We start from the raw sequence: 26506 nt of genomic DNA on the forward strand, positions 1-26506 counted from the left end.
TGTACAGTCAGTAGGAAATGTGGGCTACGGCCGCGGGCCGCGGCACGTGACAGGAGGACGTCCCCCATGAGCGTCACCGACCAGCTGATCGCCAACTCCGAACGCTACGCCGCCGCCTTCGACTCCGGCGACCTGCCGCTGCCGCCCGCCCGAGGGGTGGCCGTGGTGGCCTGCATGGACGCCCGGCTCAACGTCTACGGCCTGCTCGGCCTGCGCGAGGGCGACGCGCACGTGATCCGCAACGCCGGCGGCGTCGTGACCGCCGGCGAGCGTCGCAGCCTGGCCATCAGCCAGCGCCTCCTGGGCACCCGCGAGATCATCCTCATCCACCACACCGACTGCGGCATGCTCACCTTCACCGACGACGGCTTCAAGCACGACATCTACCAGGAGGTCGGCGTCAAGCCCGACTGGTCCGCCGAGGCGTTCCAGGACCTGGAGGCGGACGTGCGCCAGTCGGCCAGGCGCATCCACGCCGACCCGTTCATCCCGCACAAGGACTCCGTCCGCGGGTTCGTCTACGACGTCGCCACGGGCCGGCTGAACGAGGTCAAGCTGGACGCCGCGTAGGCACGCCCGCATCGGGACCGCGATCCTGATGACGAAGGCCGGAGGCCACGTTCCGGCCACGGCTCGTCCTGCCGGGGCCGGTCCTCGGCTACGGTCGTCGCACGATGGGGAACGTGCCGATGTCGACGCGTGCCCCTCCCACCCCACGGTGAAGGCACCGATGCGGACCGGTTCCCGTCCGACCATGTCGACCTCCCAGCGGAGGGCCCTCAAGACCGTAGGACCGGCCGGGACCCCGTGCGCGCCTCGGAGGACATGGCCCAGATGGTGGAGCTCGTCCTCGAGGGGGCCGGTCGGCCGACCATTGCGCCGAGGGCTCCCGCCTCCCGCAGAAGGTGCTCGACGACCAGGGCGGCGTCGCCGATCCGCTCCCGGATCTTCCCGCCGGCCGCCTTGACGCGCTTGTGGTCATGATCACCGAGCCTGGAAGCCCCGTTCGCCGGGTTGACCGCACGGGTGCCGGTCCCGGCGGCGGGCCGCGGCGGCCACGTTGACCGGCATCCGGCCGAAGATCAGGCCGTGGAAGGGTGAGATCGCCCACCAGTACAGATGGCCGAGCAGGCCGTGCGGATGGAAGACGGCACGTTGCGTGTAGATCGTCCGGCCGCCGGAGCGGATGACGCCGAGCTCCAGCCAGGCCAGTCCGGGCAGCCGCATCTCGGCGCGCAGCCGCAGCAGCCGTCCGGGCAGCACCTCCTCCACCCGCCAGAAGTCGATCGAGTCGCCGACCCGCAGCCGGGCCGGATCGCGCCGGCCGCGCCGCAGCCCGACCCCGCCCACCAGCCGGTCGGCCAGGCCCCGGAGCTGCCACGCCATCGGCAGCGAGTACCAGCCGTTACGGCCGCCGATGCCCTCGATCACCTGCCACAACGCCTCCGGGCTCGCCTGCACGGCCCGGCTGCGGTCGTCCACGAACAGGCTGCCGCCCGCCCAGTCGGGATCGGTGGGCAGCGGATCGCTCGGCGCGCCCGGCGTGGACGCCGAGGACCAGCGCGTGGCGACGTCGGCCTCCTTGATCTTCATCAGCGCCAGCGACACCGCCCGGCGGAAGCCGACCAGCCCGTCCTCGGGGTCGGGCACGTGGCGGGCGATGTCGTGCTCGCCGCACACGGCCTCGTTGCGCAGCGACTCCACCAGCGGGCGGGCGATGCTCACCGGGACGGGCGTGACCAGCCCCACCCACAGGCTCGACAGCCGGGGGGTGAGCAGCGGCACCGGAATGATCAGCCTCGGCGGCAGCCCGGCCACCGCGGCATAGCCGTGCATCATGTCGGCATATGTGAGGACATCAGGGCCGCCGATGTCGAACCCCCGGTTGACCGTGCCCGGCACCCGCGCCCACGCCACCAGATAGCGCAGCACGTCCCGCACCGCGATCGGCTGCGTCCGGCTGCGCACCCAGCGCGGCGTCGTCATCACCGGCAACCGCTCGGTCAGGTGGCGCAGCATCTCGAACGAGGCCGACCCCGACCCGATGATCACCGCGGCCCGCAGCACGACCGCCGGCACCGCGCCCCGCAGGAAGATCTCCCCCACCTCGGCCCGCGACGACAGGTGCGGCGAGAGCCGCTCGTCCGCCGTCAACCCGCCCAGGTAGACGATCCGCCGCACGCCCGCCTCGGCCGCCGCGGCCGCGAACGTGCGGGCCGCCAGGCGGTCCCGCTCGGCGAACCGGCCGCTCGTCCCCATCGCGTGGATCAGGTAGTACGCGACGTCCACTCCGTCCAGGGCCCGGCGGGTGCGCTCGGCGTCGGTGGCGTCGGCCTCGACGACCTCGACCCGCTCCGCCCACGGCAGGTCGCGCAGGCGTCCGGCCGAGCGCACCATGCACCGCACGTCGTGGCCGGCGGCCAGCAGCTCGGGCGCCAGCCGCCCGCCGATGTACCCCGTCGCCCCTGTCACCAGGCACAGTGCCATGTCCCCGCACCTTCCCCGTCCCCCGGGCCTCATGCCAGAGCGGTCGGGTCGCAAGCGGTGCCCCGCGCGCGTGCGGGTGGGGCAGGCGGGGCATCTGTGAGGCATGGCTGAGGTTCCCGCGACCGCATCCCGTCCCGTCATGAGGGGACCGTCGATGGATACGGTGATCGTCCTGCTCAACAGGGACCTGCGGGTGCACGACCACCCGGCCCTGACGGCCGCCTGCGAGCGCGCCCGCGCCGTGCTGCCCCTGTTCGTGCTGGACGACGCCGTCCCCGCCGGCCGCCGCCGCGGTTTCCTGCTGGAGTGCCTGGCCGACCTGCGGGCCTCCTTGCGGGCACGCGGCGGGGACCTGCTCGTACGGCACGGCGACGTCGTGGCCGAGACCATGAAGCTCGTCCACGCGACGGGAGCGGAGGCGGTCTTCGCCAGTGCCGACGTCAGCCTGCTGGCCAGGCGCAGGCAGGACCGGCTGGCCCGCGAACGCCTCTCCTACCAGCTCTTCCCGGGGGTGACGGTGGTGCCGCCCGGCACGCTCACGCCGTCCGGGGGCGGGGATCACTACCGGGTCTTCACGCCGTACTGGCGCGCCTGGAGCCGGCACCGGCGCCGCCCCCTGCTCGCGGCCCCCCGCCACGTGCCGACGCCCCGCGACCTCGACGCCGGGCGGCTGCCGGACCCGGCCCGGCCGCAACCCGTGCCCGGCGGCGAGACCGCCGCCCGCGACCGCGCCCGGCAGTGGATCCGCCGCGCCCTGCCGGGGTACGCCGACGGCCACGACGATCTGGCCGGTGACCGCACCTCCCGCCTGAGCCCGTACCTGAGGTTCGGCTGCCTGTCCCCGCTGGAGCTGGCGCACCTGGCCGCGGCCAGCGAGCCGTTCGTCCGCCAGCTGTGCTGGCGCGACTTCTACCACCAGGTCGCGTACGCCTTCCCGCGGATCAACCGGGAGGACTACCGCCCCCGCGGCCACCGCTGGCGCGACAACGAGGACGCGCTGCAGTCCTGGCGGGAGGGCATGACCGGGCTGCCCATCGTGGACGCCGGCATGCGCCAGCTCCTCGCCGAGGGCTGGATGCACAACCGGGCCCGCCTCATCGTGGCCGCCTACCTGGTCAAGGTCCTCGGTATCGACTGGCGGGCCGGCGCCCGGCACTTCTTCGAGCACCTCCTCGACGGCGACGTGGCCAACAACTCGGGCAACTGGCAGTGGATCGCCGGCACCGGCAACGACACGCGTCCCAACCGCGCCTTCAACCCGCTGCGGCAGGCGCAGCGGTTCGACCCGGCGGGCGACTACGTGCGCCGGTACGTGCCCGAGCTCGCCGGCGTGCCGGCCGCCCACGTCCACCAGCCGTGGCTGCTGGACACGCCCCCGACCGGCTACCCGCGTCCGATGCTCTGACGGCTCAGGACGACCGGGGGCTCAGATCGGCCGTCACCCGGCTGGAGACGGACGCCGGACCTTCGCCGGTCAGCCGGCCCTTCTCCCGGAACCGTCCTCCGACGGCTCCCCGTCCGGGACGGGGCGGAAGCCGGAGCAGAGGATACGCAGCCAGGCGATGCGCTCGCCGGCGACGCTGTAGTAGACCTGCTGTTCGACCAGGTAGCGGACCGAGCCGGTACGCACCTGGAGGCGGTAGGCGAGGTGTTCCCTGTCGCCCACGCGGCCGGTGGCGACGTGCAGGAGACGTTCGATGTCGTCGCCGGGTCCGAACGACTGACCGAGGACGATCCGGTCCACGACCTCGCCGGGGTCGTCGGCGTCCCAGTGGGCTCCCGGGGTGAGCGCCCTGAAGTCGATCGGGTCGCCGAGCAGGGCGTGCAGCGCGTCGCGGTCCTTGGCGGCGAGCGCCCGCGCGAACGCCGCCCCGAGCGCGTCCGCCGTCACCGGCGTCCCCCCTCGGCCTGGAGGGTCACGGGACGGCCGTGCTCCTTCCAGGCGTTGAGCCCGCCGTCGAGGTGGGCGACGCCGGCGTAGCCGAGTTCCCGCAGCGCCAGGGCGGCGAGAGCGGACCGGCCGCCGGACGCGCAGTACAGGATGGTCGTGGCCGCGGGATCGAACTCGGGCCGGTGGTGGGGATTGACCGGATCGGCCCAGAACTCCAGCATGCCGCGCGGCGCGAGGACGGAGCCGGGAATCCTGCCCTCGCGGGCGACCTCGCCCGGTTCGCGCAGGTCGATCAGGGTCACCGGGCCCGACTCCAGGGCCTCGGCCACCTCTGCGACCGACAGGTTGGGCACCCGTGCGCGGGCGTGCGCGATCATTTCGCTGACGGAGCTTGCCATGCGCGGGTCCTTCCAGGAGGCTTCCGCCATCACACCTCACGCTCGAAGCCGGCACATCCGTGCTCAGTACGGAGCTCTTCCCGGGGGATGGTCGCGTCATGAAGGACGCCGCTCTGCCGCAGGCGTTACGGTCCGCCGGGGTCACCAGGCGGGAGGCGGAGGTCTTCTGGCTGGTCGGCGACCGGCTGGCCAACCGTGAGATCGCCGACCGGCTCAGGCTGTCGGAGCGGACCGTGGAGAGCCATGTGTCGTCCCTGCTGCGCAAGCTCGGCCATCCGGCCAGGCGGGACCTGGTCGAGCGCGCGGCGCGGCTGCGGAGCCGGGCGCACGCCCTGCCCAGGGCGTTGTCGTCGTTCGTCGGCAGGGAGCGCGAGCTCCGCGACCTCGCCGGGCTGGTCGCCGAGGCCCGCATGGTGACCCTGACCGGGCCCGCGGGCATCGGGAAGACGCGCCTGGCCCTGCGCCTGGCCCACGAGGCGGCCGGGCCGGGTCCCGCGGTCCTGGTCGATCTGGCCTCGGCCGCGCCCGGCAGGCCGGTCGAGAGGGCCTTCGCCGCCGTATTCACCGCCGGCCGCGGAACGCCACCCGCCGAGCTGCTCGAAGCCCTCAAGACCGCGGACGCGGGACCCGGCTGAGCGATCAGGGCCGGCGCGAGATGAACATGATGTACTCGCAGGGAGCGTTCGTCCGGTTGGCGAAGCCGTGGTCGGCGTCGGCCTGGAAGAACAGGGAGTCGCCCGTCTCCAGGGTCTCGTTGATCCCGCCGATCGCGACGGTGAGGGTGCCTTCGAGCACCACGAGCTGCTTCTCCGTACCCGGCGGATAGGCGGGCAGCAGCCCGGTGGACACCTGGGCGGGGAGGTGGTGGAAGACCATCTCGGCTCCGCCCGCGCCCGGGGCCGCGGACACCATGTGCCGCTCGAAGCCGGTCTCCGGGTCGCGGAACACCGGGCGATGGTCCTTGCGCATGACGACGGCCACGCCGGACGCGGCCCCGGCCGGCGCGCCGATCAGGTCCGAGAGCGACGCGTCCAGGGCGTGGGCGATCCTGGAGGCGACGCCGATCGTCGGGCTCTTCTCACCGCGTTCGACCTTGGACAACATCGCCCGGCTGACCGACGACTGCGCGGACAGCTGCTCCAGCGTCAGCCCCGCCTCCTCGCGACGTCGCCGCACGTTGACGCCGAACGCGCCGGCCAGGTCGTCACCGTGCTGCGGTTCGGCCGCGTTTCCGTCTTTCTCGACCACCGTGCTCCTCGATCGATCGGTACCTCGCTGTCCCACAGTGTAGGGTTTCTTCTAAAGAAGATAGAGTCTTCTATCGAAGACGGGCGATGCGCGCCCGACATGACGGAGGTTCCATGCGTTTCAGTTCGGGTGGCCGGCTCCACGCCACGTTCGAGTTCGGCGAGCTGCGGGTGATCGCGTTGCGCGACGGGTACATCGACATGCCGCCCACGCGGCTGCGCGACGAGGGCGGGCGCCCGCTCGGCGAGCTGCCGGCCGCCGTCCCGCTGGCCGGCGGCAACCTGCGGCTGTCGGTCAACGCCTTCTACGTCACCGACGGCACGCGGTCGGTGCTCATCGACACCGGCGCGTCCGACGCCTGGCACGTCCCCACCATGGGGCTGATCTACGACGCGCTCGACGAGGCGGGCCTCGACCGCGCGGACGTGACGGACGCGGCCATCACCCACAACCACGAAGACCACGTGAGCGGCCTGATCGCGCCGGACGGCTCGGAGGCGTTCCCGGAACTGGAGCGCGTGTGGATCGGCGCGGGCGACGCCTCGGTCTTCGCCGGGCGGCGGCTGGAGCCGATCCGCGACCGGGTCGTGCCCGTGTCGGAGAAGGCGGCGATCAACGAGTGGGCCACCGCGCTCCCGACGCCGGGCCACACCCCCGGGCACACCGTCTACGAGATCAGGAGCGGCGCCGGCTGCCTGCTCGTCTGGGGCGACACCGTGCACGTCCCCACGCTGCAGTTCGATCAGCCGGAGGTGTCCTGGGAGCTCGACGGCGACCAGTCGCGGGCCCGCGCCGCGCGAGCGGCGCTGCTCGAAAGGCTGAGCCGGCCACACCACTTCGTGGCCGGCGCCCACCTCGACTCACCCGGCATCGCCCGCGTCACCCCCTCCGGCGAGGGTTACGCGCTGGAGTACCTCGCGCCGCCGATCGGCTGATCCGGTTCCGGGCCGCGGCTGCGGCGGCGGCTCAGGCGTCGGTCACCACGACGTCCTCGCTCCTGACGAACATGACGCGGTGGCCGAACTGGATCTGGTGGTACTCCTGGGTTCCGCGGACCACCCGGTGCTGGGTGGTGTCGAAGGTCGTCGCCTTGTAGTACTCGCCGGTGGTGGTCAGTCCGACCGTGTACGCCTGCCCGGCCGGGAACGTGTACTGCAGCGGGACCAGCGGCTGCGCCTCCACGTCCGGCGGGTACGCCGCCTCCTCCGGGTAGGCGCGGCCGTACACGGGGACGGAGTCCAGGCCGGGGCGGGGCGTCGCCGTCCGGGCCCGGCTGGGCACGGCCACGGGCGCGGACTCCGGGTTGTGGAACCACGCCTTCTGCCCCAGGTACCAGATGGCGGTCCACTCGCCCTGCCGATCGGCGACGACGTAGCGCTGCCCGGTGGCGGCGCGGGCGGCGTGGTCGTACACGCTGAACGTGGACTCGCCCGTCGGATGCTTGCCGATGTCCTTGACCAGGGGCGCGTCCTCGCGCGGCTCGGTGTGCAGCCAGACCGAGCCCGCCCCGTGCGCCGGGCAGTCGGCTTCGGGATGGTCCTTGTCGCAGCCGATGTAGTGCGGACGGTTGGTGTCGTAGTCGGGCCGGATCATGACCGTGGCCGTGCCGGCGTCGCCGTCGGGGCTCAGCGGAGCGCCCAGCAGGTCGAAGAAGTGCGCCCAGTCCCAGTACGGGCCGGGGTCCTCGTGCATCCCCTGCACCTTGTCCGGCAGCAGGCCGGGCACGTTGTCGTGGCCGAGGATGTGGGCCCGGTCCAGCGGGACGCCGAACCGGTCGGCCAGGTACCGCACGAGCTTGGCCGACGTGCGGTACATCGCCTCGGTGTACCAGGTGCCGCCGGCGGCGAGGAAACCCTCGTGCTCCAGGCCGATCGCCTTGGCGTTGACGTACCAGTTGCCGGCGTGCCAGGCCACGTCCTTGGTGTGCACGTGCTGGGCGAGATGGCCGTCGTGCGAGCGCAGCGTGTAGTGCCAGCTCATCTCCTTCGGGTCCTGCACGAGGTCGAGCGTCTTGTCGTACAGCTCCTCGGTGTCGTGGATGACGATGTACTGGATCGTCTGGCTGGTGGGACGGTCGGCGATGTCGTGGTTGCCGTACTTGCCGGCCGGCAGCTCGCTGTAGGGCGCCGGGATCCACTCGCCGGACAGCGAGTCGGGGCACTCCACGGCGTCCGCGCCGGCCAGGCGCGGCAGGTCCAGCCTGGTCAGCCAGGACCGCACCGGGGACACCTCGGGAGAGGGCGGCAGCCGCACCTCTGTGCCGCTGTCGGTCATGCGGGTGGCGCCCTCGTGGATGACCTCGTACACCTCGTCGGCGAAGTTCGCGGCGATCTCCTCGGCCGTGGCGCCCGAGTAGCGCGCCACCGCGCCGTACCAGTCGGCGGGGTCGGCGCTCGCCGGCGCGCCCAGGGCGCGCTGGTAGTCGGCGAGCAGCGCCGCGCCGCCGTCGATGTTGGCCGCCGGGTCCTTGCGCAGCCGCTCGACGCTCTCCCCCGTCAGCTCGGCGGCGCGTTCGAGAGTGTGCAGGGACGCGGGCAGGCCGCCCGGCCGCTCCGCCGGCTCGGCGGGACGCAGCACGGGCCGCGCGTCGTCACCGCGCGGGTCCTCTTCCCCGTCGATGTGGTGGTGCCGCGAGGTGCGCAGCATGGCGCCGTCGGTGAGATGCATGGGGCCGAACCCGCCGGCCGTACTCGGCTTGCCGCCGTTGCAGTCCCAGCGCGACTCCATGTACGAGACGGCGAGCAGGACGCTCTCCGGCACGCCGTGTCTCCTCGCGGCCTGTTCGAACGCCTGCGGCATCGTCATCGTCGTCGTCATGACCACCACCTCCACCTGCACCGTCGCACGGATACGGGCCCAGCTGGAGGTCACATGTCATAGTTTTCCGCTTTCTTTCTGGAGACCTCGGACCTTTCTTTCCGGGGACCCGGCCCCCTTCCCCGGGAGACCCTGGACCCCGTGCAGGCTCTCCGCCTCACTCGTCCGGCCCGCTCTCACGTCAGGTCGAGCACCGCCTTGCCGTGCACGCGGCGGTCGAGGAGGGCGGTGGCCGCCTCGGCGGCGTCGTCCCAGCCGCCGCGCCAGGTGATCTCCGGGCTCAGCGTGCCGCCCGCGACCCGTCCGGCCAGCCAGGTCAGGTCGCGGTGCAGGCCGTGGCAGTAGAGCAGGTGGAAGGTCACGAGCGAGCGGTCGTGGCGGTCGGGCCCGCCGAACAGCGCGCCGAACGGGAAGCTCTCCCCCTCGCCGGTGGAATGGCCGACGGCGACCAGCGTGCCGCCCTCGGCGAGCTGGTCGAACGCCTCGACCAGCGGGACGCCGCCGAGCATGTCCAGGACGCCGTCGAGCCGTCCGCCGCTCTCGGCGGGGGCGGCGACGACCTCGTCCGCGCCGAGCGCGCGCAGCCCGTCGCCGTGCCGGTCCGGGTCGCCGGTGGCGGCGATGACGTACGCGCCGCCGAGCCGGGCGAGCTGCACGGCGTACCGGCCGACGCCGCCCGTCGCGCCGGTGACCAGCACGCGCCGCCCCAGGATCGGCCCGAGCCGGTCGAGCGCGCGCAGCGCCGTGGCGCCGGCGACCGGGATCGTGCTGATCGCGCCGGGGTCCGCGCCCTGCGGCACCACCCCGATCCGGTCGGCCGGGACGGCCCGCAGCTCGGCCCACCCGCCGTCCGGGCCCAGCGTGACCACGGGCGTGCCCGCGGCGGGCCCCGAGCCGTCGGCCGCGGCCTGGACGACGACCCCCGCGGCGTCCCAGCCCAGCACCGTGCCCTCGGGCGCCTCCTGCAGGGCGTGTCTGACCTCCCCGTAGTTGAGCGACGTGGCGGTGACGCGGACCAGCGCCTCGCCGGGCGCCGGCACCGGGTCGGGCGCCCGCCCCACCCGCAGGCCACCGGCAACGGAACGGTCGACGATCAGAGCGCGCATGACGACATCCTCCAAAGTGCCACTGAGTGGCATAAGCCTATAGGAGGCATATGCCCTCGGGATACACTGGGGACGATGACCGCCGACCTGCTGCCGCTCCGCGAGCGCAAGAAGCTCAAGACCAGGGCCGCCCTGGTGGACACCGCGCTCGCGCTGTTCACCGAGCGCGGCTTCGACCAGGTGACCCTCGACGAGCTGTGCGCGGAGGTCGAGGTCTCCAAGCGCACGTTCTTCCGCAACTTCGCCAGCAAGGAGGAGGTCGCCTCCGCCCCGCTGGAGGCACTGTGGACCGCGCTCCTCGACGACGTCGAGCACGCGCCGCTCGGCGGCCGTCCCGTGCTGGAGGTGCTGCAGGAGGCGATGCTCGCGGCGGTGCGCCGGATGGCGGCGGAGGGGCCGGAATGGGTGACCCGCGTGCGGCTCAGTCAGGAGCTGTCGCAGCGTACGCCGTCCATCGCCGCGCACGGGCTGCAGTTCTGCGACCGCACCAGCGCCGCCTTCGAGACGACCCTGCGCAGGCGGCTCGGCCTCGGCGACCGCGACCAGCGGCCCAGGCTGGCGCTCGACCTGCTGGTGGCGGCCTTCCACGCCGCCCTGCGCGGCTGGACCACCGCCTCACCGGGCGCCACGCTCGACGACCTGCTCACCGAACTCCGTACCGTCTTCACCGCCGCACCACAGGCGGCCACCTTCACCGGCGACGAGCCGGTCCACACCTGACCCACGCGGACCCTCACCCGGCCTCACGACCGCAGGTGGGCTGGAAGGGATGTCCCGGGAAATAGGCGGCCCAGTTCTCCGGCGTGAGACCCTGACCCGCCCTGTCGCAGACCGTGGCGGCCGCGACCTCCGGGGTGAGGTCGAAGCGCTGGTACGGGATGCGCTCGCTGCGACGTGAAGGGCGTTGCCGCGCAGGCTCATGGCCAGGACGGTGCCGCCAGGAGTGGCGATGGGCGCTCCGATGGGCTGCCGGGTGTCGGTGTCCCACAGCTGAACCGCGCCGTTGGTCATCCCGACGGCGAACACGCGCCCATCCGGGGAGAACGCGAGCGCGCTGACGTCCGCGGCCAGGGCGGTGGACGTCAGGGTGCCGAGGTGTCGTTGCGCTGTGCCGTCCCACAGCGCGGTCTGCCCGCCCCCGCTGCCGACGGCCAGGAAACGTCCGTCAGGGCTGAAGGCCAGCGCGCCGGCCACACCGGTCCCGCCCTCACGGCGCGCCGGTGTTCCGGTGGTGAGATCGGCGATCTGCCCCTGCGTCGTGACCAGCAGTCGCTCGGCGGGATCGACGGCGAGGCGGCCGGTGATGCCGGGCACGGTCGCGGAGATGCGGCCTTTGATCGGATCCCAGACGGCGGTCGTCGTGATGCCAGGGGGAAAGCCGGCGAAGGTCACGCCGCTGATCAGCAGGCTGTTGCCCGCGAAGGCGAGATCCTGTCCCGACGGCAGCAGAGGCGAGCTCGCGCTGACGCGCCGGCTGTCGAGGTCCCACAGCCATGCCTTCAGCCACGGGGCCTGAAGGACGTCGCCGTAGGCCAGAACCCGGCCGTCACGCCGGAAGGCGGCGACGGCGCGGCATCCGGGCCGTCCTGAGGTGGTCGCCGGACAGGGCATCGGCGGTGGTCCGGGAAGGCGCTGTCCGCCGGCGCCGTCACGCAACTCCACGCGGTTTGCGTACGTGAGGGCAAGGCGCCGGCCGTCGGGGCTGAAGGTCGCGCCCGTGGCGAGGTCGTCTCGCCGGCCGCTGTCGAAGGCGGCGTTGAGTTGCAGCGTGCGGACGGTGGTCAGACCGGTGAGCGCCCCGACCAGGTAGCGGAGACGGTCAGCGGCGGGGTCGATCCTGAGGTCGAACGCGCGCTCGCCGCCGAGAGGGTGCCGGAACAGCAGCTCGCCGGCCTGGCCCGACCGCCATACCAGGAGCTCGTCCCTGACGGCCGTGGCCAGGAAGGAGCCGTCCTGACTGAACCCGATCTCATACACGTCCGGCGCCGGGAGGGCGGGGGCCTCTTCGCCGTCGGGCAGACGCCACTGCCGGACCTGGCCGTCCTCGGCCAGCAGCAGGTGCTGCCCGTCCGGGGCGAGGAACAGGCGTTCTTCCCGGCACTGCTCGGCCGACGGCCTCGGCGCCCAGGACGCCGTGGTCTTGTGGCCGTCGTCCAGGTCCCACAGCTGTACCGGCGCGCCGGGCACGCACAGCGCCATGACCTTGCCGTTCGCGCTGATCGTGGCGTCGGGAGCGCAGGCGGGGCCAGGCGGTCAGCAGCGCCTCGTGGGCCAGGTCGGCGGTGTCGTCGTCCAGGGTGATCAGGCGGGCGGCGGCCAGTCGTTCCAGCAGGACCGGGCCGGGGTCGTGCGGGTCGCCGGTGAGCAGTTCGGCGCGCCGGACCGGGCGGCGGGTGTCCTGGGCGCCGGCCTCGCCCGGTGTGACCAGGCGCAGCAGCAGCTCGCGTAATCGCAGCCGCTGGGTGGGGGTGAGGTCGGCGTAGAGGTTCTCGGCGGTGTGGGCGACGGCGCCGTGGATGCCGCCGGTGGCCTCGTAGTCGGCCAGGGTGAGTGCCTTGCCGTGATGGCGGCGCCAGGTCTCCAGCAGGGCGTGCGACATCAGCGGCAGCCCGCCGGGCTCGCCCGCCACCTGTTCGATGACGGTGGCGGTCAGCTCGCGCTGGACGATCAGCCCGGCGGCCGCGGCCGGCTTGGTGATCGCCTCGCGCAGCTCCGATCGGCTCATCGGGCCGACCGGGACCGTGGAGTCCCGGACGGCCTCCATGAGCGCGGGATGGCGGGCGCAGTGGTCGAAGAAGTCGGCGCGGACGGCCAGCACCACTCGGCCGCCCCGGTCGTCGGTGCCGGCGGTGACCAGGGCGTCGATGAACGCTCGTTGATCGCCTGGGTCCTGGCGCAGCGTGAACGTCTCCTCGAACTGGTCGACCACGATCACCTCCTCCCCACCGATCTCCCCACCAGCCTTCGGCAACAACGCCCCCGCCAGCGCCGCCTCCGCCAGCGTCTCCCGCGGATGGGCGCCCGGCGTCACCACCCGCACCCCGCGCGGGCGCAGCCTCGGCACCAGCCCGGCGCGCAGCAACGAGGACTTGCCGCAGCCCGACGGCCCCACCACCACGACCAGGCGATGCGCCTGCACCAGCTCGGCCACGCGCTCGACCAGCGCTGTCCGGCCGTAGAAGTACGCCTGATCGGCCGTCTCGAACCTGGCCAGCCCCCGATACGGCGCCCGCCCCGGATCCCCGCCCGAGCCGGTAGCCTCACGGGCGGTCGCCAGAGCCTGCTCCCACCGGGTCCGCCACTGTTCGACGTCTCCGCCGCACGCCTGCACGTAGGCCAGTGTGACGGGCAGGGTCGGCAACCGGTCTCCCGCGGCGGCCTGCGCCAGCGTCGCGGCCGAGCACGGCACCCGGGCGGCCATCGCGCGATAGGACGGCCCGCCCGCCTCCTGGCGGAGCTTGCGCAGTTCCACGGCGAAGGCGGCTACCGGGCCGTCCGCCGGATCGACCGGCCGTTCACGACGTCCCACACGATCCCCTATATCCCCGAATACGGGCAAACCAGCACAACGTACCCAGCCCGGTGCGAGTTGATCAAGTTTTGTTCAGGTGGCGAATCGGGGTTCCAGACAATGCAGCAGCCGCTAAGACTGGCCCCTGCCTGCCGTTATCCGCTCGGCGGGCCGCCCCTTTCATGACCTGGGAACGCCCAGGCAACAAAGCGAGGAGAACTCATGCTGAAAAGACTCATCCCGGCAGCCGTCGCCGCCGCCTCTCTGGCTGGGCTCACGTTCGCGTCGCCGGCGAGCGCGGAAGCCCTTTCCTCCTACAAGGCGTACGGGTGCGCGGCCGGAGACTTCTGCATGTATTCGACCGAGGTCATCTCCGAAGGCACGAAGATCAGCATCGGCCGTGGCGAGGACTACGGGCCGGTCAGCGTGGCCAACAGCCCGTACAAGGGCGTCCGATCCTTCTTCAACAACGGCGTGGTTGCCACCTATGACCATGTCCTTGTCTCTTACGTCTACTCGAACGGCGCCGCGTACTCGAAGTGCATTCACCGCGCGGAGGACGGTGACCTCGGGGCGGGGCACGAGACGGTGGACTCCCCCGTTACCGTCACCCGGATCCAGTGGAGAAAGGAAAACTGCGCCCTGTAACGGGCGTCGCCGACAGTCCAGCTGAACCGGTCCGGTCCGACGCCACGGAGGCCGTCGGACCGGACTGCCGGGGCCGCGCCCCGGACCGTCCCAACCGGGCCCGGTCGTCGGCTTGGCCGTCCGGTGGGGGGCCGACGGTGATGCGGTGTGCGCCGTGCCGAGCTCAGCGGCCACGCACTCGAACTCGGCCTCGCGCGGCTGCCGGGCCCCAGTGGACACTCCACCAGCCACCCGGACCGGCCTCCGCCTGCCGTTACCCGCTCGGCAGGCGGCCCTTCCCCAGCCTGGGCTTGCTCAGGCAACAAGGCGAGGAGAACTCATGCTGAAAAGACTCATCCCGGCAGCCGTCGTCGCCGCCCTCTTTCTGGCGGGACCGGCGTTCGCGTCACCCGCGAGCGCGGCCCCCCTTCCCGGCCCCATCGACAGTTGCCCGCGAGGCTACTTCTGCCTGTATACGGCAGATGGGCAGATGATCGTCACCGGCGACGAAGACTGGGGGCCGGTCACCCCGGCCAACAGCCAGTACGAAAATATCCGAGCCTTCTTCAACAACAGCACGGCCTCCCCGTATGACCACGTCCTTGTCTCTTACGTCTACTCAAGCGGCACCGCCGTCTCGCAGTGCATTCACCCCGCAGCGGGATACGAAACGGTCAGCTCCCCCGTGACCGTCACCCGGATCCAGTGGAGAAAGGAAAACTGCGCCATGTAGTCCGCATCCGCCGGTGATCCAGCGGAAAAGAGTCCGGTCCGACGCCACGGAGGCCGTCGGACCGGCTTGCGGGGACGCTCGACCCGGAACCAGATCGCCGACGGAGCTCCGCTCGGGCATCTGAGCCTGACGCACCTCGGCATCACTCCCCCGCCCGAGCCCCCTCCCAGGCCCGCCTCGCTCAGCAAAGCCCGGCCTACGTCTTTGCCGACGCCGCCGGCTGGGTACGTGGCTACCGTACGGCATGGATCGATTGCACGATGTAGCGGCGAGGACATCATGGCCACCAAAACAATCGACGTTTCTTTGGCGACCATTCACAACATAGGCACGCGTAGCGTCTCGCCGAAAGGCGGCATAACCGCGAGGATCGTCCGCGCCGCGGACGACGAGCAAACCTTCGAGGCCGAATCCCTGTATCTGCGCCTGAACCTCGAAGAACCCATGCATCCGAGCGGGGCGACACGCATCAAGCCAGGCGAGAGCCTCACCTACAACGTCACGAAGCGGCTTACGGTTTCGCACTTCGACCAGGAGACCGACGGGCATCTCAACCAGATGCTGGTATTCAACCAGAGCCTGGAAGAACACATAGCGTTTCTCGACGAAGACCTTCCTTATCAGGGCCCCTACAACCGCAAGGTACGCTTCGACGAGATCGACGGCTTCCAGACGATCGAGTGCAACTATCACGCCTTCACAGAAGATGTCGACGCAAAAATCGTCGTGGACTACACAGTGAATCTCGTTTCTTCCTCCGGATGAGTCTGCCGTCCACGGCGACGGCGTCCGCGCTGAGGGCCTGTCGATCCGTAGGCTTGGCATATGGATGATGCCAGGGTCAGCGAGTGGACGCAGACGGGTGAACTGGACGAGCCGGCCGGATTCCTGGAGGTCCGCGCCCGCCGCTACCGCTACCCGGACGGCAACGAGGACGTGTGGGACATCCTCGTGGGCGGCGCGACCGTCGCGGTCGTCGCCCTCACCGACGACGAGCAGGTGGTGCTGGCCCGGCAGTACCGGCCGGGGCCTGGACGCGTACTGCTGGAACTGCCGGGCGGAAACGCGGACCAGGACGAACAGGTCGAGGCCGCGGCGGCGCGGGAACTGCTGGAGGAGACCGGCTACGAAGCCGCGACGCTGGAGGTGGTCATGCAGACCTTCCTGGCGTCGTACGCCTCGCATCGCCGCCACGCGGTCCTGGCCCGCGGATGCCGGAAGGTCGCCGAGCCGAGGCCGGGTGACGGCGAGTTCGTCGAGACCGTGCTGATGCCGGTGGACGCGTTCGTCCAGCACGTGCTCAGCGGGCAGATGACCGACACCGACATCGCCTTCGCGGGGCTGGTCGCCGCCGGATACCTGAAGCCGTGAGCACCGGCGCATTGTCCCGACAGCCGAGTTCCGGGATGGATACGGCCTCGGACCGCCGTTCGGGAGACGAGACGTCGAGGAAGGTCAGCCGGACGTCGCCTGCCATTCGGGGGCCAGGATGGAGTGGACGACCGAGTCCCGCCACCCGCCGGCGAGCTTCAGGTGCCCGCGGATGACGCCCTCCTCGACCATCCCCAGCCTGCTCATGACCCGCCCGGACGCCTCGTTCAACGGGCTTCGCGCGCCCCACACGCGGTGGACGCCGAGCTGCTCGAACCCGAGCCGCAGGAGCAGGCGTACGACCTCGGCGCCCAATCCCTGACGCCACCGGTCCGAACGCAGCGCGAACCCGATCTGGGCACTGTTCTGCAGCGGGTGGCCGAAGTCGATCGAGATGCGCGCGAACGCCACCAGCTCGCCGTCCGGCAGGACCGCGGCGAGGCTGTAGTCCGTCCGCGGGTCGTCGCGGGCCGACTCGATCACGCCCGTCATGCTGCTCTCGACCTGCTCGCGGTTTCGGGGCTCGAAGCTCATGTGCTCGGTGACCCGCGGGTCGCCGTAGACGGCCAGCAGCCCGTCGACGTCCGTCGGGACGAACTCCCGCAGGGCCAGCCTCGGGGAGGAGATCGTGACCGGGTACATGCAGGCTGACCTTACCGGCCGCCCGCGCCGAGCGGTCGGCGTTCCCGACACGGACAGAGCGTCGTGCGGAGGGTCACCTCGGCTGCGAGCAGCCGATCTTCTTGCCGACGAGCGGGGCGCCCATGCGCGGGTAGAACCGCCGGACCGGACGCCTTTACAATGTAGATTAAATTCAGGGCGACACACCGGCCCGCAGCCCGCTCTCCCCGCTCAACCTGCCCGGGAGAACGGAGCCGCCCGACATTCCTGCCGCCCCGCCCGCCCCTGAGCCGTTCCGGCTGGTCCGGGGGCCGTCAGTGCGGCATGTCCAGGCCGGCGCTGCGGGCCGCGTCCATCGCCGCGGTGACGAACTGTTCGTACGTTCCCATGCCGTTCTTCAGGCCGAAGAGGTCGGTCTGCCGGTACTCCACGACCACGTGCGTCGCCTTGTACGGCGTCGTCTTCTGCCCCATGGAGTAGGTGAACCACTCCGCCGGCCGTCCGGCGAAGGGCTCGTGGGCGGGGTAGCCGCGAGGCGGGGACATCGCGTCGTAGGCGATGCCGCGCGGGCCGTCGCCGCTCATGTGGACGGCCAGCGTCTCGTCGCCCTGGCCGGGGTCGCCGGCCTGGATCGAGCGCAGCCACCAGAACAGGGTGAGCTGGTTGTCATACGTCTGCCGCCCGCCCAGCCCGTACGGCCGGGGGCACACCCGGGAATTCTTGTCCCCGTCGGACAGGGCGTTGACCATGGCGTCGAAGGCGGACCGTTCCACGTCCGTCAGCGCGTTCATGTAGACCGAGCGCAGGTTCGTGCGCGGCAGCAGCGCGAAGCCCGCCTTCGGCCCGTCGCCGGTGGTGAGGTTCTGATGGGCGAAGACCCACAGGATGTACTGGATCAGCGTGACGAACCCGATGAGGTTGGGCGTCTGGTGGCGTCCCCTCAGCCAGGCGCCCACCTGGGCGCTCGGATCGAAGCCGAGCACGCCGAGCCGGGCGGGCAGCTCGGCCAGCTGCACGTCCAGGGTGGCCTGGGCCGTGCCGTGGGCGAGATCCCTGCCGGCGGTCAGGCCCAGCACGTCGCCCTTGGCGTAGACGGTCGTCATCACCGGGTTGCCGGTGGAGTCGAAGTCGCACCGCTTGATGGGCGCCGCCAGGGACACGGCCAGGACGTTGCCCATGTTGGTGCCCGGCACGAAGTGCAGCGCGTCGGTCGGCTGGATGTCGTCGTGGGGCCGCAGGTGTCCCTGGGCCACGCGCACGGCCTGCGTCTTGGTGCTCGTCCGGGCCCTGCTCGACCGTCTGGAGCCGGTCGTCGTGTCGCCCTCCTGCTCGTCGGAGCGCAGGAACGTGCCGGGGAGCTTGGTGGCGTCGGACGAACGGCCCGTCAGCAGGGTCATCAGCTCGCCGATGAAGACGAGCTGACGGCGCAGGTCGGCCCACGTCGTCACCGGGTCGGTGATGATCTCGACGTCGCCGCCGTCGGACTCGACGGCGACCCCGGGGTCCTGCCAGGAGCAGACGCGTCCCTTGGACGGCAGGGCGGCCTCGGTCTGCCAGCCGTTCTTGGTCTCCGCCAGAAACCTCAGCTCGTCACGCTGGAACTGCCATTCGAACCCGATCCTTGGCATGGACGCCTCCTGGGGATGTGTGTGGCTGCCCCTCCCGAGCGGGTCCGGCGTGCCTCAGATACGTGCAGCCCGCGTCCGGCTCCGCCAGTTACCCCCGCCAAAAAGCCCATAAATCCCGATTTTTCCGCCTATTTACCTCGATATTGACCTCCTGTAGTTCATCAACTCAAATGCAGGTGACCCCATCGATCGCCCGGCGGCGCAAGAGGAGCGACCCCATGAGACGCAATGCCGTGTTAGCCCTGGTCACGAGTGCCGTCTGCGTGCTCGTGGCCACTTCGGTCCCCGCTCCGGCGGACGCCTCCAAGGGCGATCCCGCCGACCTCCTGGTGAAGGCCAGGCCCGCACTGCTCCACAGCTCGCCCGAGGACGCGTACGTCCGGCAGGGCCCGATCGAAGGGCAGGGCGGCCTGCGCTACACGCCCTACACCCGCACGTACGCCGGGCTGCCCGTCTACGGCGGCGACTTCGTCGTGGTCAGCGCCGCCACCGGCGAGGTCGTGAGCACCTCCGTCTCCCAGGAAAGCCCCCTGGACGTGGCCACCACGCCCAGGCTCGGCGCGGCCGAAGCGGCCCGGGTGGCCAGCAGCCAGCTTCCCCGGGTGTCCTCGATCGGCACGCCCCGGCTGGTGGTCATGGCGCAGGGACGCGGCCGGCTGGCCTACGAGGTGCTCGTGCACGGCGCCGTCAACGGCAGGGAGAGCAGGCTGCACGTCTTCGTCGACGCGCTGACCGGCGCGGTCGTCCTGAAGTCCGACGAGGTCAAGGAGGGGGTGGGCAACAGCTACTACAACGGCAACCCGGTGACCATCGGCACCATGGCGACCGGCTCGTCCTTCGCCATGATCGACCCGGTACGGCGGAACGTGCGCTGCGGCGGCCCGAACGGCGCCGCCTTCACCGGGCCCGACGACTTCTGGGGCAACGGCAGCGGCACCAACCTCGAAACCGCCTGCGTCGACACGCTCTTCGCGATCGACACCGAATGGGACATGCTCAAGTCCTGGCTGGGACGCAACGGCTTCAACGGCTCCGGCGACGGCTACCCCGCCCGCGTCGGCCTGAACGACGTCAACGCCTACTGGAACGGCGTCAACGCCGCCTTCGGCCACACCTCCGACAACCGGCGCCAGCTCACCGCGATGGACGTCGTGGCGCACGAGTACGGCCACTCCGTCTTCGCCACCACGCCCGGCCTCGACCTCGGCGACAACGAGAAGGCCATACTCAACGAGTCCACCGGCGACATCTTCGGCGCGCTGACCGAGCAGTACGCCAACGAGCCCGCCACCCTCGACCCGCCGGACTACACCGTCGGCGAGGAGGTCGACGTCGACGGGAACGGCCCGATCCGCTACATGTACAAGCCGTCGCTGATCCCCGGTCACCCCGACTGCTTCAGCAGCGCGGTGCCGTCGATGCCGCCCCAGGTCGGGGCCGGCGTCCAGAACCACTGGTTCTACCTGCTGGCCGAGGGCAGCAACCCGGCGAACGGCCAGCCGCCCAGCCCGACCTGCGACTCCTCCTCCATCGTCGGGCTCGGCGCGCGCAAGGCGGGCCAGATCTACATGGGCACGCTGCTGCGCAAGACCTCGGCCTGGCCGCACACCATGGCCCGCCGCGCCTCGCTGCAGGCGGCCCTGGACATGTTCCCGGGGTCGTGCCTGGAGTACAACACGGTCAAGGCCGCGTGGAACGCCGTCCGCGTGCCCGTCCGGGCCGGTGAGCCGTTCACGTGCGACTTCTCGGTCGCGGTCAGCCCCGCCGCGGCGACCGTGCAGGCCGGGCAGAGCGTGAGCGTCACCGTCGGCAGCGCCGTCGTCTCGGGCGCCCCGCAGCAGATCTCGCTGTACGCCAAGGGGCTTCCGGCGGGCATGACGGCCTCCTTCAGCCCGGCGAGCATCACCACGGGCGCCACCTCCACGCTGACCGTCACGGCCGGCGCGAGCACCGCATCCGGCACGTACCCGATCACGGTGCTGGCCGACGGCGTCGCCCTCGACCACACCGCCACCCTCACCGTGACCGTGGTCCCATGAGCCGCTGACGCCCACCGCACGGCAGGAGACCCCAGCCGGGCTGTGCCCCGGCAGGGGCCGGCGGCCGCGCACGCCGCCGCCAGAGATCCCCCAACGCCGACAGAACCCGCCCGATCCAGGCGAACAACCGCAGGGTCTGACGGAAGGGCCAGACCGCCGCCCAGAAGACCGGTTCGAGCCACCGGAACGGGCCGAGGAGGAAGGCCAGGACCGTCATGACCGCGTCCGGATCAACGACGACGTGTGCCCCGGCCAGCTCTTCCGCGCCTTCCACTTCCCCGCCGGCGGAGAACGCACGGCAGGCCAGACATGACGGTGGGTGGCTTCGGGGTAGGGGGAAGGGCAGGGGCTCGGGGGAGGCGGAAGATGGCTGGACGGATCGTGGCGGGCGTGGACGGCTCTCCGCCCTCGATGGCGGCCGTCGAGTGGGCCGCGGCGGACGCCCGCAGGCGCTCGCTGGACCTGCGCCTGGTGCACGTGTGCGAGCCGTGGGCAGGCGACGCCGGGACGGCCGAATACTGCGCCGGGATGCTGGAATCGGCGGCGGACCGGGTGCGCGGCCTGTTTCCCGGCATGGAGGTCGGCACGGAGATCCTGCCCGGCCCGGTGGTGCACGACCTGGTGCGGGGGTCGGCGGAGGCCGACAGCCTGGTCCTGGGCAGCAGGGGGCGGGGCGGGTTCGCCGGGATGGTGCTCGGCTCCACGAGCCTGGCGCTGGCCGGGCACGCCGCGTGCCCGGTCGTGGTCGTCCGGGAGGCCGCCACGCTGCGCCACGGCCGGATCGTGGTCGGATTCGACGGCCGGCGCTCACCGGCCGCCATGGAGTACGCCCTGAAGCAGGCCCGCGCCCAGGACGCGGAGCTCCTGGTGCTCTACGCCTGGCGTCCGCCGATCCTGTCCTCCTACGCCTCCGCCTACAGCACGTTCGGCGAGAGCTTCGAGGAGCACTCCCGCGATGCCGCCCAGAAGGTGGTCCCGTGGCGGGACGGGAACCCGGACGTGCGGATCGTCGACGAGCAGGTGTGCGATCATCCGGTCGCCGCCCTCAGGAACGCGTCGTCCGCGGCCGACCTGGTCGTGGTGAGCTCGCGCGGGCTGGGCGAGTTCGCCTCCACGATGCTGGGGTCGGTGAGCCACGGGGTGCTCCACCACGCGGCGTGCCCGGTGGCGGTGGTGCCTCCCGGCGGTGACTCCCCCGCGTCCGGCTGACGGGCCGGCGCCGAGCGAGAGGCGGCCACCGGGGCAGCCGCCTCTCGCGTGCCGGTTCAGCCCGGCGTCACATCCTGTCGCAGGGCAGGCCCCAGCTCGAATAGCCGCCGCCGGGCTCGTGGTGCCAGAGCTCGGCGCAGATGTTGGTGCCCGCGGGCACCGGCCAGGGGTTGTTGAACGTCAGGGCGACGCCGCTGTAGGTGTAGGTGCCGCTGTTGGTGTCGCGACCAGGGCTCCAGACGTGGATGTGGTACGAGCCGTTGGGGCCGCACCGGCTCTGGTGCTGGAGCTTGATCCTGCCGTCCTGGGCCCAGAGCCCGAGGCATCTGCTGATCCCGGCCGCCTTCCGGGCGTCTGTGACCTCGGCCGAGGCAGGTGGGTTGGCGACCGTCGTGGTGACCGCGAGGGCGGTCGCCATCGTCAGGAGGGCGCCGAGCAGGCGGCCCTTCCTGAACGTTCCCGCTGTCTTCATGGGGGTTTCTCCTCTGCTCATGGAATTCCCGTGGCGTGCTGCCTGCCAGCAAAAGCATGCCCGCCGCGGCCGGAGCAGGGCTTTCGGCTGCGTGCACGGATGTTCAGCCAGCGCGCACTACCGCGTGCGCTACTGCGTGCACTGCCGGCGGAACTCGCTCGGCGACAGCCCGTAGGCGCTGCGGAACGCCTGGCTGAAATGCGCCGGGCTGGTGAACCCCCACCGGGCCGCGATCGCGCTGATCGGCTGGCCGGCCAGCTGCGGCTCGGCGAGATCGCGGCGGCACTGCCGCAGGCGGCGCTCGCGGATCCAGCCGGCCACGGTGTGTCCTTCGGCGTGGAACAGCTTGTTCAGATACCGCAGGGAGATGTGGTGCGCCGCGGCGATGGCGGACGGGGTCAGGTCCGGCTCGCCCAGGTTCGCCTGGACGAAGGCGTGGATCCGGGCGAGCAGCGCGCGTCGCCGGCTGCCCGGCGGCACCGCGCTGCGGGCGTCCAGGGCGCCGGCCAGCGCGGCGGTCAGGACGTCGAGGGTCAGGGTGGAGACCCGCGCCGCCTCGGCCGGGCTGAACTCCTCCAGACGCCGGGCCAGCTGGAGCAGGAACTGCGAGGCCAGCGCGCCCATCCCCCGGTCGCCCCGGATCGGCACCGCGTTGAGCTCCCGCAGGCCCCGCTCGGGCAGCGGCAGCAAGGAGCGCGGGAACTGCAGCGACAGCACCTGGCCGCCGGCGGGGCCCCTCGACCCGAACGTGGTCACATAGGGCTGCGAACTGTCCCGCAGCATCAGGTCCCCGACCTGCAGCTCCGCCTGCCGACCGGCTTGCCCGCCGCCGGCGTGACCCCGGACGGCGCAGGTCACGAAGAAGGTCTCGGGGTCGCAGCGGCGGATCAGCCGGGGCGTGCGCCGGATCGTCAGCGACGGCGCGGTCAGCAGGGTCGCCTGCACGAGGCCGATGCCGCCGAGCGCGACGTGAGCCTGGAACGCGTCTTCCCGGCCCGGTTCGCAGGACGCGTCCAGCGGCATCCACATCTTCGAGCTCATCTCGCGCCAGTAGGCGAACCGCTCCTGCGGTGGGACGTCGGCGAAGCTGACCACGTCCATGGGCCTCCACATCGAAGTTCCGCTCCGGGGCCGCCCCAGCATCACCCGCTCAAGGTCTCGCGCACAACCCGCCCGGCCCCGGCGCCCGGCGGGCGCTCACCGGGTCCCGTCGGCGAACAGCCTGTCCAGATGCAGGTCGATGGCGGTGAGGGCGTCCTCGGGAGTGATCACGTCCAGTTCGAGGAGGGGGGTGAGGCCGGTGAGGGCGAGGAGCAGGTTCGTCTCGGTCGCCGGGTCGCGGCCGGGGGCGAGGTGCCCGTCGTCGATCGCCTGGCGGACCAGCCGCTCGACTAGGGCCCGTCCCTGGAGGAGGCCGCGGCGGGCCTGCTCGTGGACGGCCTCGTCGTGCAGCGCCTCCAGGACGTAGGCGGCGCTCATCCGGCTGGTGGCGCGGGCGTCGGCGTGCAGGGGCAGCATCTCCGCGAGCGTCAGCCGCAGCACGTCGCGGGGGTGCGGACGGTCGCCGAGGCGGGCGAGGCCCCGTTCGACGCGCAGCGAGGTCTGCTCGGAGGCGAAGTCCATGGCGAAGGAGAGCATGGCGGCCCGGGAGGCGAAGTAGTGCTGGAGCTGCCCGAGGGAGATGCCGGCCTCCTGCGCGACCACCCGGGTCGTCAGGTGCGCGACGCCGCGCTGCGCCACCACCCGCCACAGCGCGCGGGCGATCGCTTCGCGGCGTTCGCGGTGGTCCACCTGTTTCGGCATCGCGGGCCTCTCCCTCGTCAGCCTTTTCCATACAGTTGACATAATACACTTGACCTATAACCCTGGGGGTCCGTTTCGAGGAAGGAGCCGTCATGTCGGAAGAGCCGAGGGTGCGCACCGCGGAAGGCGTGGTGCAGGGGCGCCGGCGGCGGGGGCACGCGGTGTTCCGCGGCATCCCGTACGCCCGGCCGCCGGTCGGCGCGCTCCGCTTCGCCGCGCCCGCCCCGCCCCACCGCTGGGACGGGACCCGGCAGGCGGCGGAGTTCGGCCCCGCGGCGCCGCTGTCCCTGCCGGTCGACGTGGGCCCGCCGCAGGGCACGGACTGGCTGACGCTCAACGTCGGCACCCCGGATCCGGGCGCGGCCGGGCTGCCGGTGCTGGTGTGGCTCCCTGTGGGCGGCTACGTCTCGGCGGCGTCGAGCGACCCGATGTACGACCCGGCGGCGCTGGCCCGGGCGGGGCTCGTCGTGGTGACCGTCAACAGCCGCGTGGGCGCGGAGGGTTTCGCGTTCCTCGACGACGCGCCGCCCAACCGCGGGCTCCTGGACCAGGTCGCGGCGCTGGAGTGGGTGCAGCGGAACATCGCCGCGTTCGGCGGCGACCCCGGCCGGGTCACCGTGGCCGGGCAGTCCGCCGGGGCGGGGTCGGTGGCCGCCCTGCTGACGATGAAGCCGGCGCGCGGCCTGTTCCGGCGGGCCGTCGCCCATTCCGTGCCGGGGCTGCACAGCACCCCGGCGCTGGCCCGGCAGGTCACCGCCGCGCTCGCGGACCGGCTCGGCGCGGCCCCCACCGCCGCGGCCCTGCGCGACACCGACCCCTGGCGCCTGGCCGCGGAGCTCACCTCCTTCAACGCCGGCCTCCATGCCCACCGGGAGAGCTGGGGACGGCTCGCGGCGACCGGCACAGCCCTGTGCCCCGTCGTCGACGGCGAGGTGCTGCCCGAGACGCCCTGGTCCGCGCTGACCGGCGGCCGCGCGGACGGGATCGAGCTGCTGGCCGGTCACACCCGGGACGAGTTCCGGCTGTTCAGCGTCATGAGCGGACGGCAGGGCACCTTCACCGAGCAGGACGCGCACGCGGCCCTGGACCTGTTCGCGCCCCGGCCGCACGGCCCGCAGGCGTACCGCGACGGGTTTCCGCAGGCCGGGCCGGAGGAGCTGGTGGAGACGGTGTACTCCGACGCGCTCTTCCGCATGCCGTCACAGCTGCTGGCCGAGGCGAACGCCGTGGCAGGCGGCAGCTCGTACCTGTTCGAACTGTGCTGGGCCGCCCCGGCGCTCGGCGGCGCTCTGGGCGCCTGCCACAGCCTCGACGTCCCCCTGGCCTTCGGCACGCCGGACAGCCCCGTCGGCGCGCAGCTCCTCGGCGACGAGCCCGCCCCCGAGGCCGTCGCGCTCTCCCGCGAGCTCCAGGAGGCATGGGTTCGCTTCGTCACCACCGGCGAGGCGGGATGGGCCGCGCACCGGCCCGGCCTGCGGCTGACCCGCGTCCTGGACGCCGAGCCGGCGACCCTGCCCTACCCCGAGGAGGTCTCCCGCCGGATCTGGGCGGGCCACTCCCCCGCGCCCTTCGACCTCCCGCCGGACGGGGACGCGGCCCCCGGGGCGCCGCGCCGCTGAGCCGGTTCTGCGGACAAGCCGCGAGGGACTGCGGCGACGGGCGCGCTCTCCGGCCGGATGGGCGCCTGACGCAGGAACGCCGAGGTCGTGGCCACGAACCGGCCGGCGTCGTCGAGCCACGGGAAGTGCCCTGCCCCGGCTTGCACGACGAGCTCGGCGTGCGGGAACAGCGCGGCGAGCTCGGCCACCGCGGCGGGCGGGGAGTTCAGGTCCGTCTCGCCCGCGAGCAGCAGCACCGGCGAGGCGAGACGGGTGAGCGCGGCACGGGTGGCGTCGGGGTCGAAGGCGCCCTCGGCGGCGAAGACGGCTGCCGCCTCGTCGTTCCGCTGCTCGTCCTCGGCGGCCTTGTGCGCCCGGGCGGTCTCGTCCCAGCGGCCGTACCAGAACGGCGCGATGGCCCGGAAGGCGTCGCGGCTGGCCTGTCCTGACATGACCTGCTCCAGGGCCGCGAACGCCCCCGGGAACCAGGGCTCCCCCGCGCGCAGCCGGGCGGTCTCCCGCCGGACCTCTTCGGTGACCGTGATGCCGACGGCGGCGACGCTCGGAGCGATCAGCACGAGCCTTCCGACGCGTTCGGGATGGCGAGCCGCGTGGAGGACGGCCAGGTTCGTGCCCGCGGAATGGGCGAGCAGGTCCATCCGGTCGAGCCCAAGGTGCTCGCGCAGGGCCTCGACGTCGTCGACGAGGCGGTCGCAACGGTAGGAGGCGGTGTCCGGCGGCACGGCGGACCGCCCGGTGCCCCGCAGGTCCGCCATGATCAGCCGCCGGTGCGCCGAGAGGCCCCCGAGGTCGCCGAGGTAGGCGGCGGCCTGCATCGGCCCGCCGGGCAGGCAGACCACCGGGGGGCCGTCGCCGTATGCGTGGCAGGCGAGCTCGACGCCGTCGTGGGCGGTGAAGAAGTCCATGCCCGCCAGCCTGCGGGGAAG

The 26506-nt window shown here is 72.3% G+C and carries 26 protein-coding genes; 12 read left to right on the forward strand and 14 right to left on the reverse strand.

Translation table 11 applies throughout. From position 1 onward, the window contains the following. The first annotated feature begins 66 nt into the window (after positions 1-66). Positions 67-570 (forward strand): beta-class carbonic anhydrase, encoded by a 504-nt coding sequence (locus ACIBST_RS03445; protein ID WP_397168703.1) that lies wholly within the window; start codon positions 67-69, stop codon positions 568-570. Between the two features lie 414 nt (positions 571-984). On the opposite strand, the gene ACIBST_RS03450 is transcribed toward ACIBST_RS03445, so the two are convergent. Then, positions 985-2487: an SDR family oxidoreductase gene (locus tag ACIBST_RS03450; RefSeq protein ID WP_397168705.1), complete on the reverse strand. Its 1503-nt coding sequence runs from the start codon at positions 2485-2487 to the stop codon at positions 985-987. A gap of 154 nt (positions 2488-2641) precedes the next feature. Here ACIBST_RS03450 and ACIBST_RS03455 point away from each other — a divergent pair, with 154 nt between their 5' ends. Continuing rightward, positions 2642-3892, forward strand: coding sequence for a cryptochrome/photolyase family protein (locus ACIBST_RS03455; RefSeq protein WP_397168706.1), 1251 nt, complete (start codon positions 2642-2644; stop codon positions 3890-3892). A 69-nt stretch (positions 3893-3961) separates the two neighbouring features. Here ACIBST_RS03455 and ACIBST_RS03460 read toward each other — a convergent pair whose 3' ends face one another. Both ACIBST_RS03460 and ACIBST_RS03465 read right to left on the reverse strand, forming a co-directional pair. Then, the gene (locus ACIBST_RS03460) at positions 3962-4378 is read right to left on the reverse strand and encodes a hypothetical protein (RefSeq protein WP_397168708.1); all 417 of its coding nucleotides are present in this window, start codon (positions 4376-4378) and stop codon (positions 3962-3964) included. Continuing rightward, on the reverse strand, positions 4375-4776 hold the full coding sequence (locus tag ACIBST_RS03465; protein ID WP_397168710.1) for a rhodanese-like domain-containing protein: 402 nt from the start codon (positions 4774-4776) through the stop codon (positions 4375-4377). The genes ACIBST_RS03460 and ACIBST_RS03465 overlap by 4 nt, the downstream gene beginning before the upstream one ends. Positions 4777-4874: 98 nt before the next feature. Here ACIBST_RS03465 and ACIBST_RS03470 point away from each other — a divergent pair, with 98 nt between their 5' ends. Beyond that, positions 4875-5411, forward strand: coding sequence for a LuxR C-terminal-related transcriptional regulator (locus tag ACIBST_RS03470; protein ID WP_397168712.1), 537 nt, complete (start codon positions 4875-4877; stop codon positions 5409-5411). 4 nt (positions 5412-5415) lie between these two features. Here the strand turns inward: ACIBST_RS03470 and ACIBST_RS03475 are convergent, their stop codons facing one another. Beyond that, complete coding sequence (locus tag ACIBST_RS03475; protein ID WP_397168714.1) at positions 5416-6024, reverse strand: helix-turn-helix domain-containing protein; 609 nt, start codon at positions 6022-6024, stop codon at positions 5416-5418. Between the two features lie 113 nt (positions 6025-6137). Here ACIBST_RS03475 and ACIBST_RS03480 point away from each other — a divergent pair, with 113 nt between their 5' ends. Beyond that, a complete protein-coding gene (locus ACIBST_RS03480) occupies positions 6138-6959 on the forward strand; it encodes an MBL fold metallo-hydrolase (protein WP_397168715.1) in 822 nt (273 codons plus the stop codon). Between the two features lie 31 nt (positions 6960-6990). On the opposite strand, the gene ACIBST_RS03485 is transcribed toward ACIBST_RS03480, so the two are convergent. Both ACIBST_RS03485 and ACIBST_RS03490 read right to left on the reverse strand, forming a co-directional pair. Then, complete coding sequence (locus ACIBST_RS03485; RefSeq protein ID WP_397168716.1) at positions 6991-8841, reverse strand: N-acetylmuramoyl-L-alanine amidase; 1851 nt, start codon at positions 8839-8841, stop codon at positions 6991-6993. A 176-nt stretch (positions 8842-9017) separates the two neighbouring features. Continuing rightward, a complete protein-coding gene (locus ACIBST_RS03490) occupies positions 9018-9947 on the reverse strand; it encodes a zinc-binding dehydrogenase (protein WP_397168718.1) in 930 nt (309 codons plus the stop codon). Positions 9948-10022: 75 nt separating this feature from the next. Between ACIBST_RS03490 and ACIBST_RS03495 the strand changes: the two genes are divergently transcribed. After that, entirely contained in the window at positions 10023-10667 is a 645-nt protein-coding gene (locus ACIBST_RS03495) for a TetR family transcriptional regulator (RefSeq protein ID WP_397168720.1), read from the forward strand. Here ACIBST_RS03495 and ACIBST_RS03500 read toward each other — a convergent pair. Together ACIBST_RS03500 and ACIBST_RS03505 are read right to left on the reverse strand one after the other, a co-directional pair. Continuing rightward, complete coding sequence (locus ACIBST_RS03500; protein ID WP_397168722.1) at positions 10563-11924, reverse strand: WD40 repeat domain-containing protein; 1362 nt, start codon at positions 11922-11924, stop codon at positions 10563-10565. The genes ACIBST_RS03495 and ACIBST_RS03500 overlap by 105 nt on opposite strands. Next, positions 11917-13476 (reverse strand): hypothetical protein, encoded by a 1560-nt coding sequence (locus ACIBST_RS03505; protein ID WP_397168723.1) that lies wholly within the window; start codon positions 13474-13476, stop codon positions 11917-11919. The genes ACIBST_RS03500 and ACIBST_RS03505 overlap by 8 nt, the downstream gene beginning before the upstream one ends. Positions 13477-13680: 204 nt before the next feature. Here ACIBST_RS03505 and ACIBST_RS03510 point away from each other — a divergent pair, with 204 nt between their 5' ends. The 4 genes from ACIBST_RS03510 (at position 13681) to ACIBST_RS03525 (ending at position 16189) form a co-directional block, all read left to right on the forward strand. Next, positions 13681-14106 (forward strand): hypothetical protein, encoded by a 426-nt coding sequence (locus tag ACIBST_RS03510; RefSeq protein ID WP_397168725.1) that lies wholly within the window; start codon positions 13681-13683, stop codon positions 14104-14106. 319 nt (positions 14107-14425) lie between these two features. Next, the gene (locus ACIBST_RS03515) at positions 14426-14818 is read left to right on the forward strand and encodes a peptidase inhibitor family I36 protein (protein ID WP_397168726.1); all 393 of its coding nucleotides are present in this window, start codon (positions 14426-14428) and stop codon (positions 14816-14818) included. Positions 14819-15097: 279 nt separating this feature from the next. Further along, the gene (locus tag ACIBST_RS03520) at positions 15098-15583 is read left to right on the forward strand and encodes a hypothetical protein (protein ID WP_397168728.1); all 486 of its coding nucleotides are present in this window, start codon (positions 15098-15100) and stop codon (positions 15581-15583) included. 60 nt (positions 15584-15643) lie between these two features. Beyond that, complete coding sequence (locus ACIBST_RS03525) at positions 15644-16189, forward strand: NUDIX hydrolase (protein WP_397168730.1); 546 nt, start codon at positions 15644-15646, stop codon at positions 16187-16189. An 84-nt stretch (positions 16190-16273) separates the two neighbouring features. Here ACIBST_RS03525 and ACIBST_RS03530 read toward each other — a convergent pair whose 3' ends face one another. Both ACIBST_RS03530 and ACIBST_RS03535 read right to left on the reverse strand, forming a co-directional pair. Next, on the reverse strand, positions 16274-16831 hold the full coding sequence (locus ACIBST_RS03530) for a GNAT family N-acetyltransferase (RefSeq protein WP_397168731.1): 558 nt from the start codon (positions 16829-16831) through the stop codon (positions 16274-16276). 293 nt (positions 16832-17124) lie between these two features. After that, on the reverse strand, positions 17125-18438 hold the full coding sequence (locus ACIBST_RS03535; RefSeq protein WP_397168733.1) for a hypothetical protein: 1314 nt from the start codon (positions 18436-18438) through the stop codon (positions 17125-17127). A gap of 218 nt (positions 18439-18656) precedes the next feature. Between ACIBST_RS03535 and ACIBST_RS03540 the strand changes: the two genes are divergently transcribed. Together ACIBST_RS03540 and ACIBST_RS03545 are read left to right on the forward strand one after the other, a co-directional pair. Further along, entirely contained in the window at positions 18657-20477 is a 1821-nt protein-coding gene (locus tag ACIBST_RS03540; protein WP_397168734.1) for a M4 family metallopeptidase, read from the forward strand. Positions 20478-20843: 366 nt separating this feature from the next. Continuing rightward, positions 20844-21686, forward strand: coding sequence for a universal stress protein (locus ACIBST_RS03545; protein ID WP_397168736.1), 843 nt, complete (start codon positions 20844-20846; stop codon positions 21684-21686). A gap of 67 nt (positions 21687-21753) precedes the next feature. On the opposite strand, the gene ACIBST_RS03550 is transcribed toward ACIBST_RS03545, so the two are convergent. The 3 genes from ACIBST_RS03550 to ACIBST_RS03560 form a co-directional block, all read right to left on the reverse strand. Continuing rightward, positions 21754-22158 carry a hypothetical protein gene (locus tag ACIBST_RS03550; protein WP_397168738.1) on the reverse strand — a complete coding sequence of 135 codons (405 nt, stop codon included), beginning with the start codon at positions 22156-22158 and terminating at the stop codon, positions 21754-21756. A 129-nt stretch (positions 22159-22287) separates the two neighbouring features. Further along, positions 22288-23259, reverse strand: coding sequence for a helix-turn-helix domain-containing protein (locus ACIBST_RS03555; RefSeq protein WP_397168739.1), 972 nt, complete (start codon positions 23257-23259; stop codon positions 22288-22290). Positions 23260-23355: 96 nt separating this feature from the next. Continuing rightward, positions 23356-23961 carry a TetR/AcrR family transcriptional regulator gene (locus ACIBST_RS03560; protein ID WP_397168741.1) on the reverse strand — a complete coding sequence of 202 codons (606 nt, stop codon included), beginning with the start codon at positions 23959-23961 and terminating at the stop codon, positions 23356-23358. A 92-nt stretch (positions 23962-24053) separates the two neighbouring features. On the opposite strand from ACIBST_RS03560, the gene ACIBST_RS03565 reads away from it, so the two are divergent. Continuing rightward, positions 24054-25580 (forward strand): carboxylesterase/lipase family protein, encoded by a 1527-nt coding sequence (locus ACIBST_RS03565; RefSeq protein ID WP_397168743.1) that lies wholly within the window; start codon positions 24054-24056, stop codon positions 25578-25580. Here the strand turns inward: ACIBST_RS03565 and ACIBST_RS03570 are convergent. Then, positions 25478-26485 (reverse strand): alpha/beta fold hydrolase, encoded by a 1008-nt coding sequence (locus ACIBST_RS03570; protein ID WP_397168744.1) that lies wholly within the window; start codon positions 26483-26485, stop codon positions 25478-25480. The two genes, ACIBST_RS03565 and ACIBST_RS03570, sit on opposite strands and share 103 nt — an antisense overlap. Between the last annotated feature and the right edge of the window lie 21 nt (positions 26486-26506).

The organism is Nonomuraea sp. NPDC049684 (genome assembly GCF_044465345.1).
GTDB lineage: Bacteria > Actinomycetota > Actinomycetes > Streptosporangiales > Streptosporangiaceae > Nonomuraea.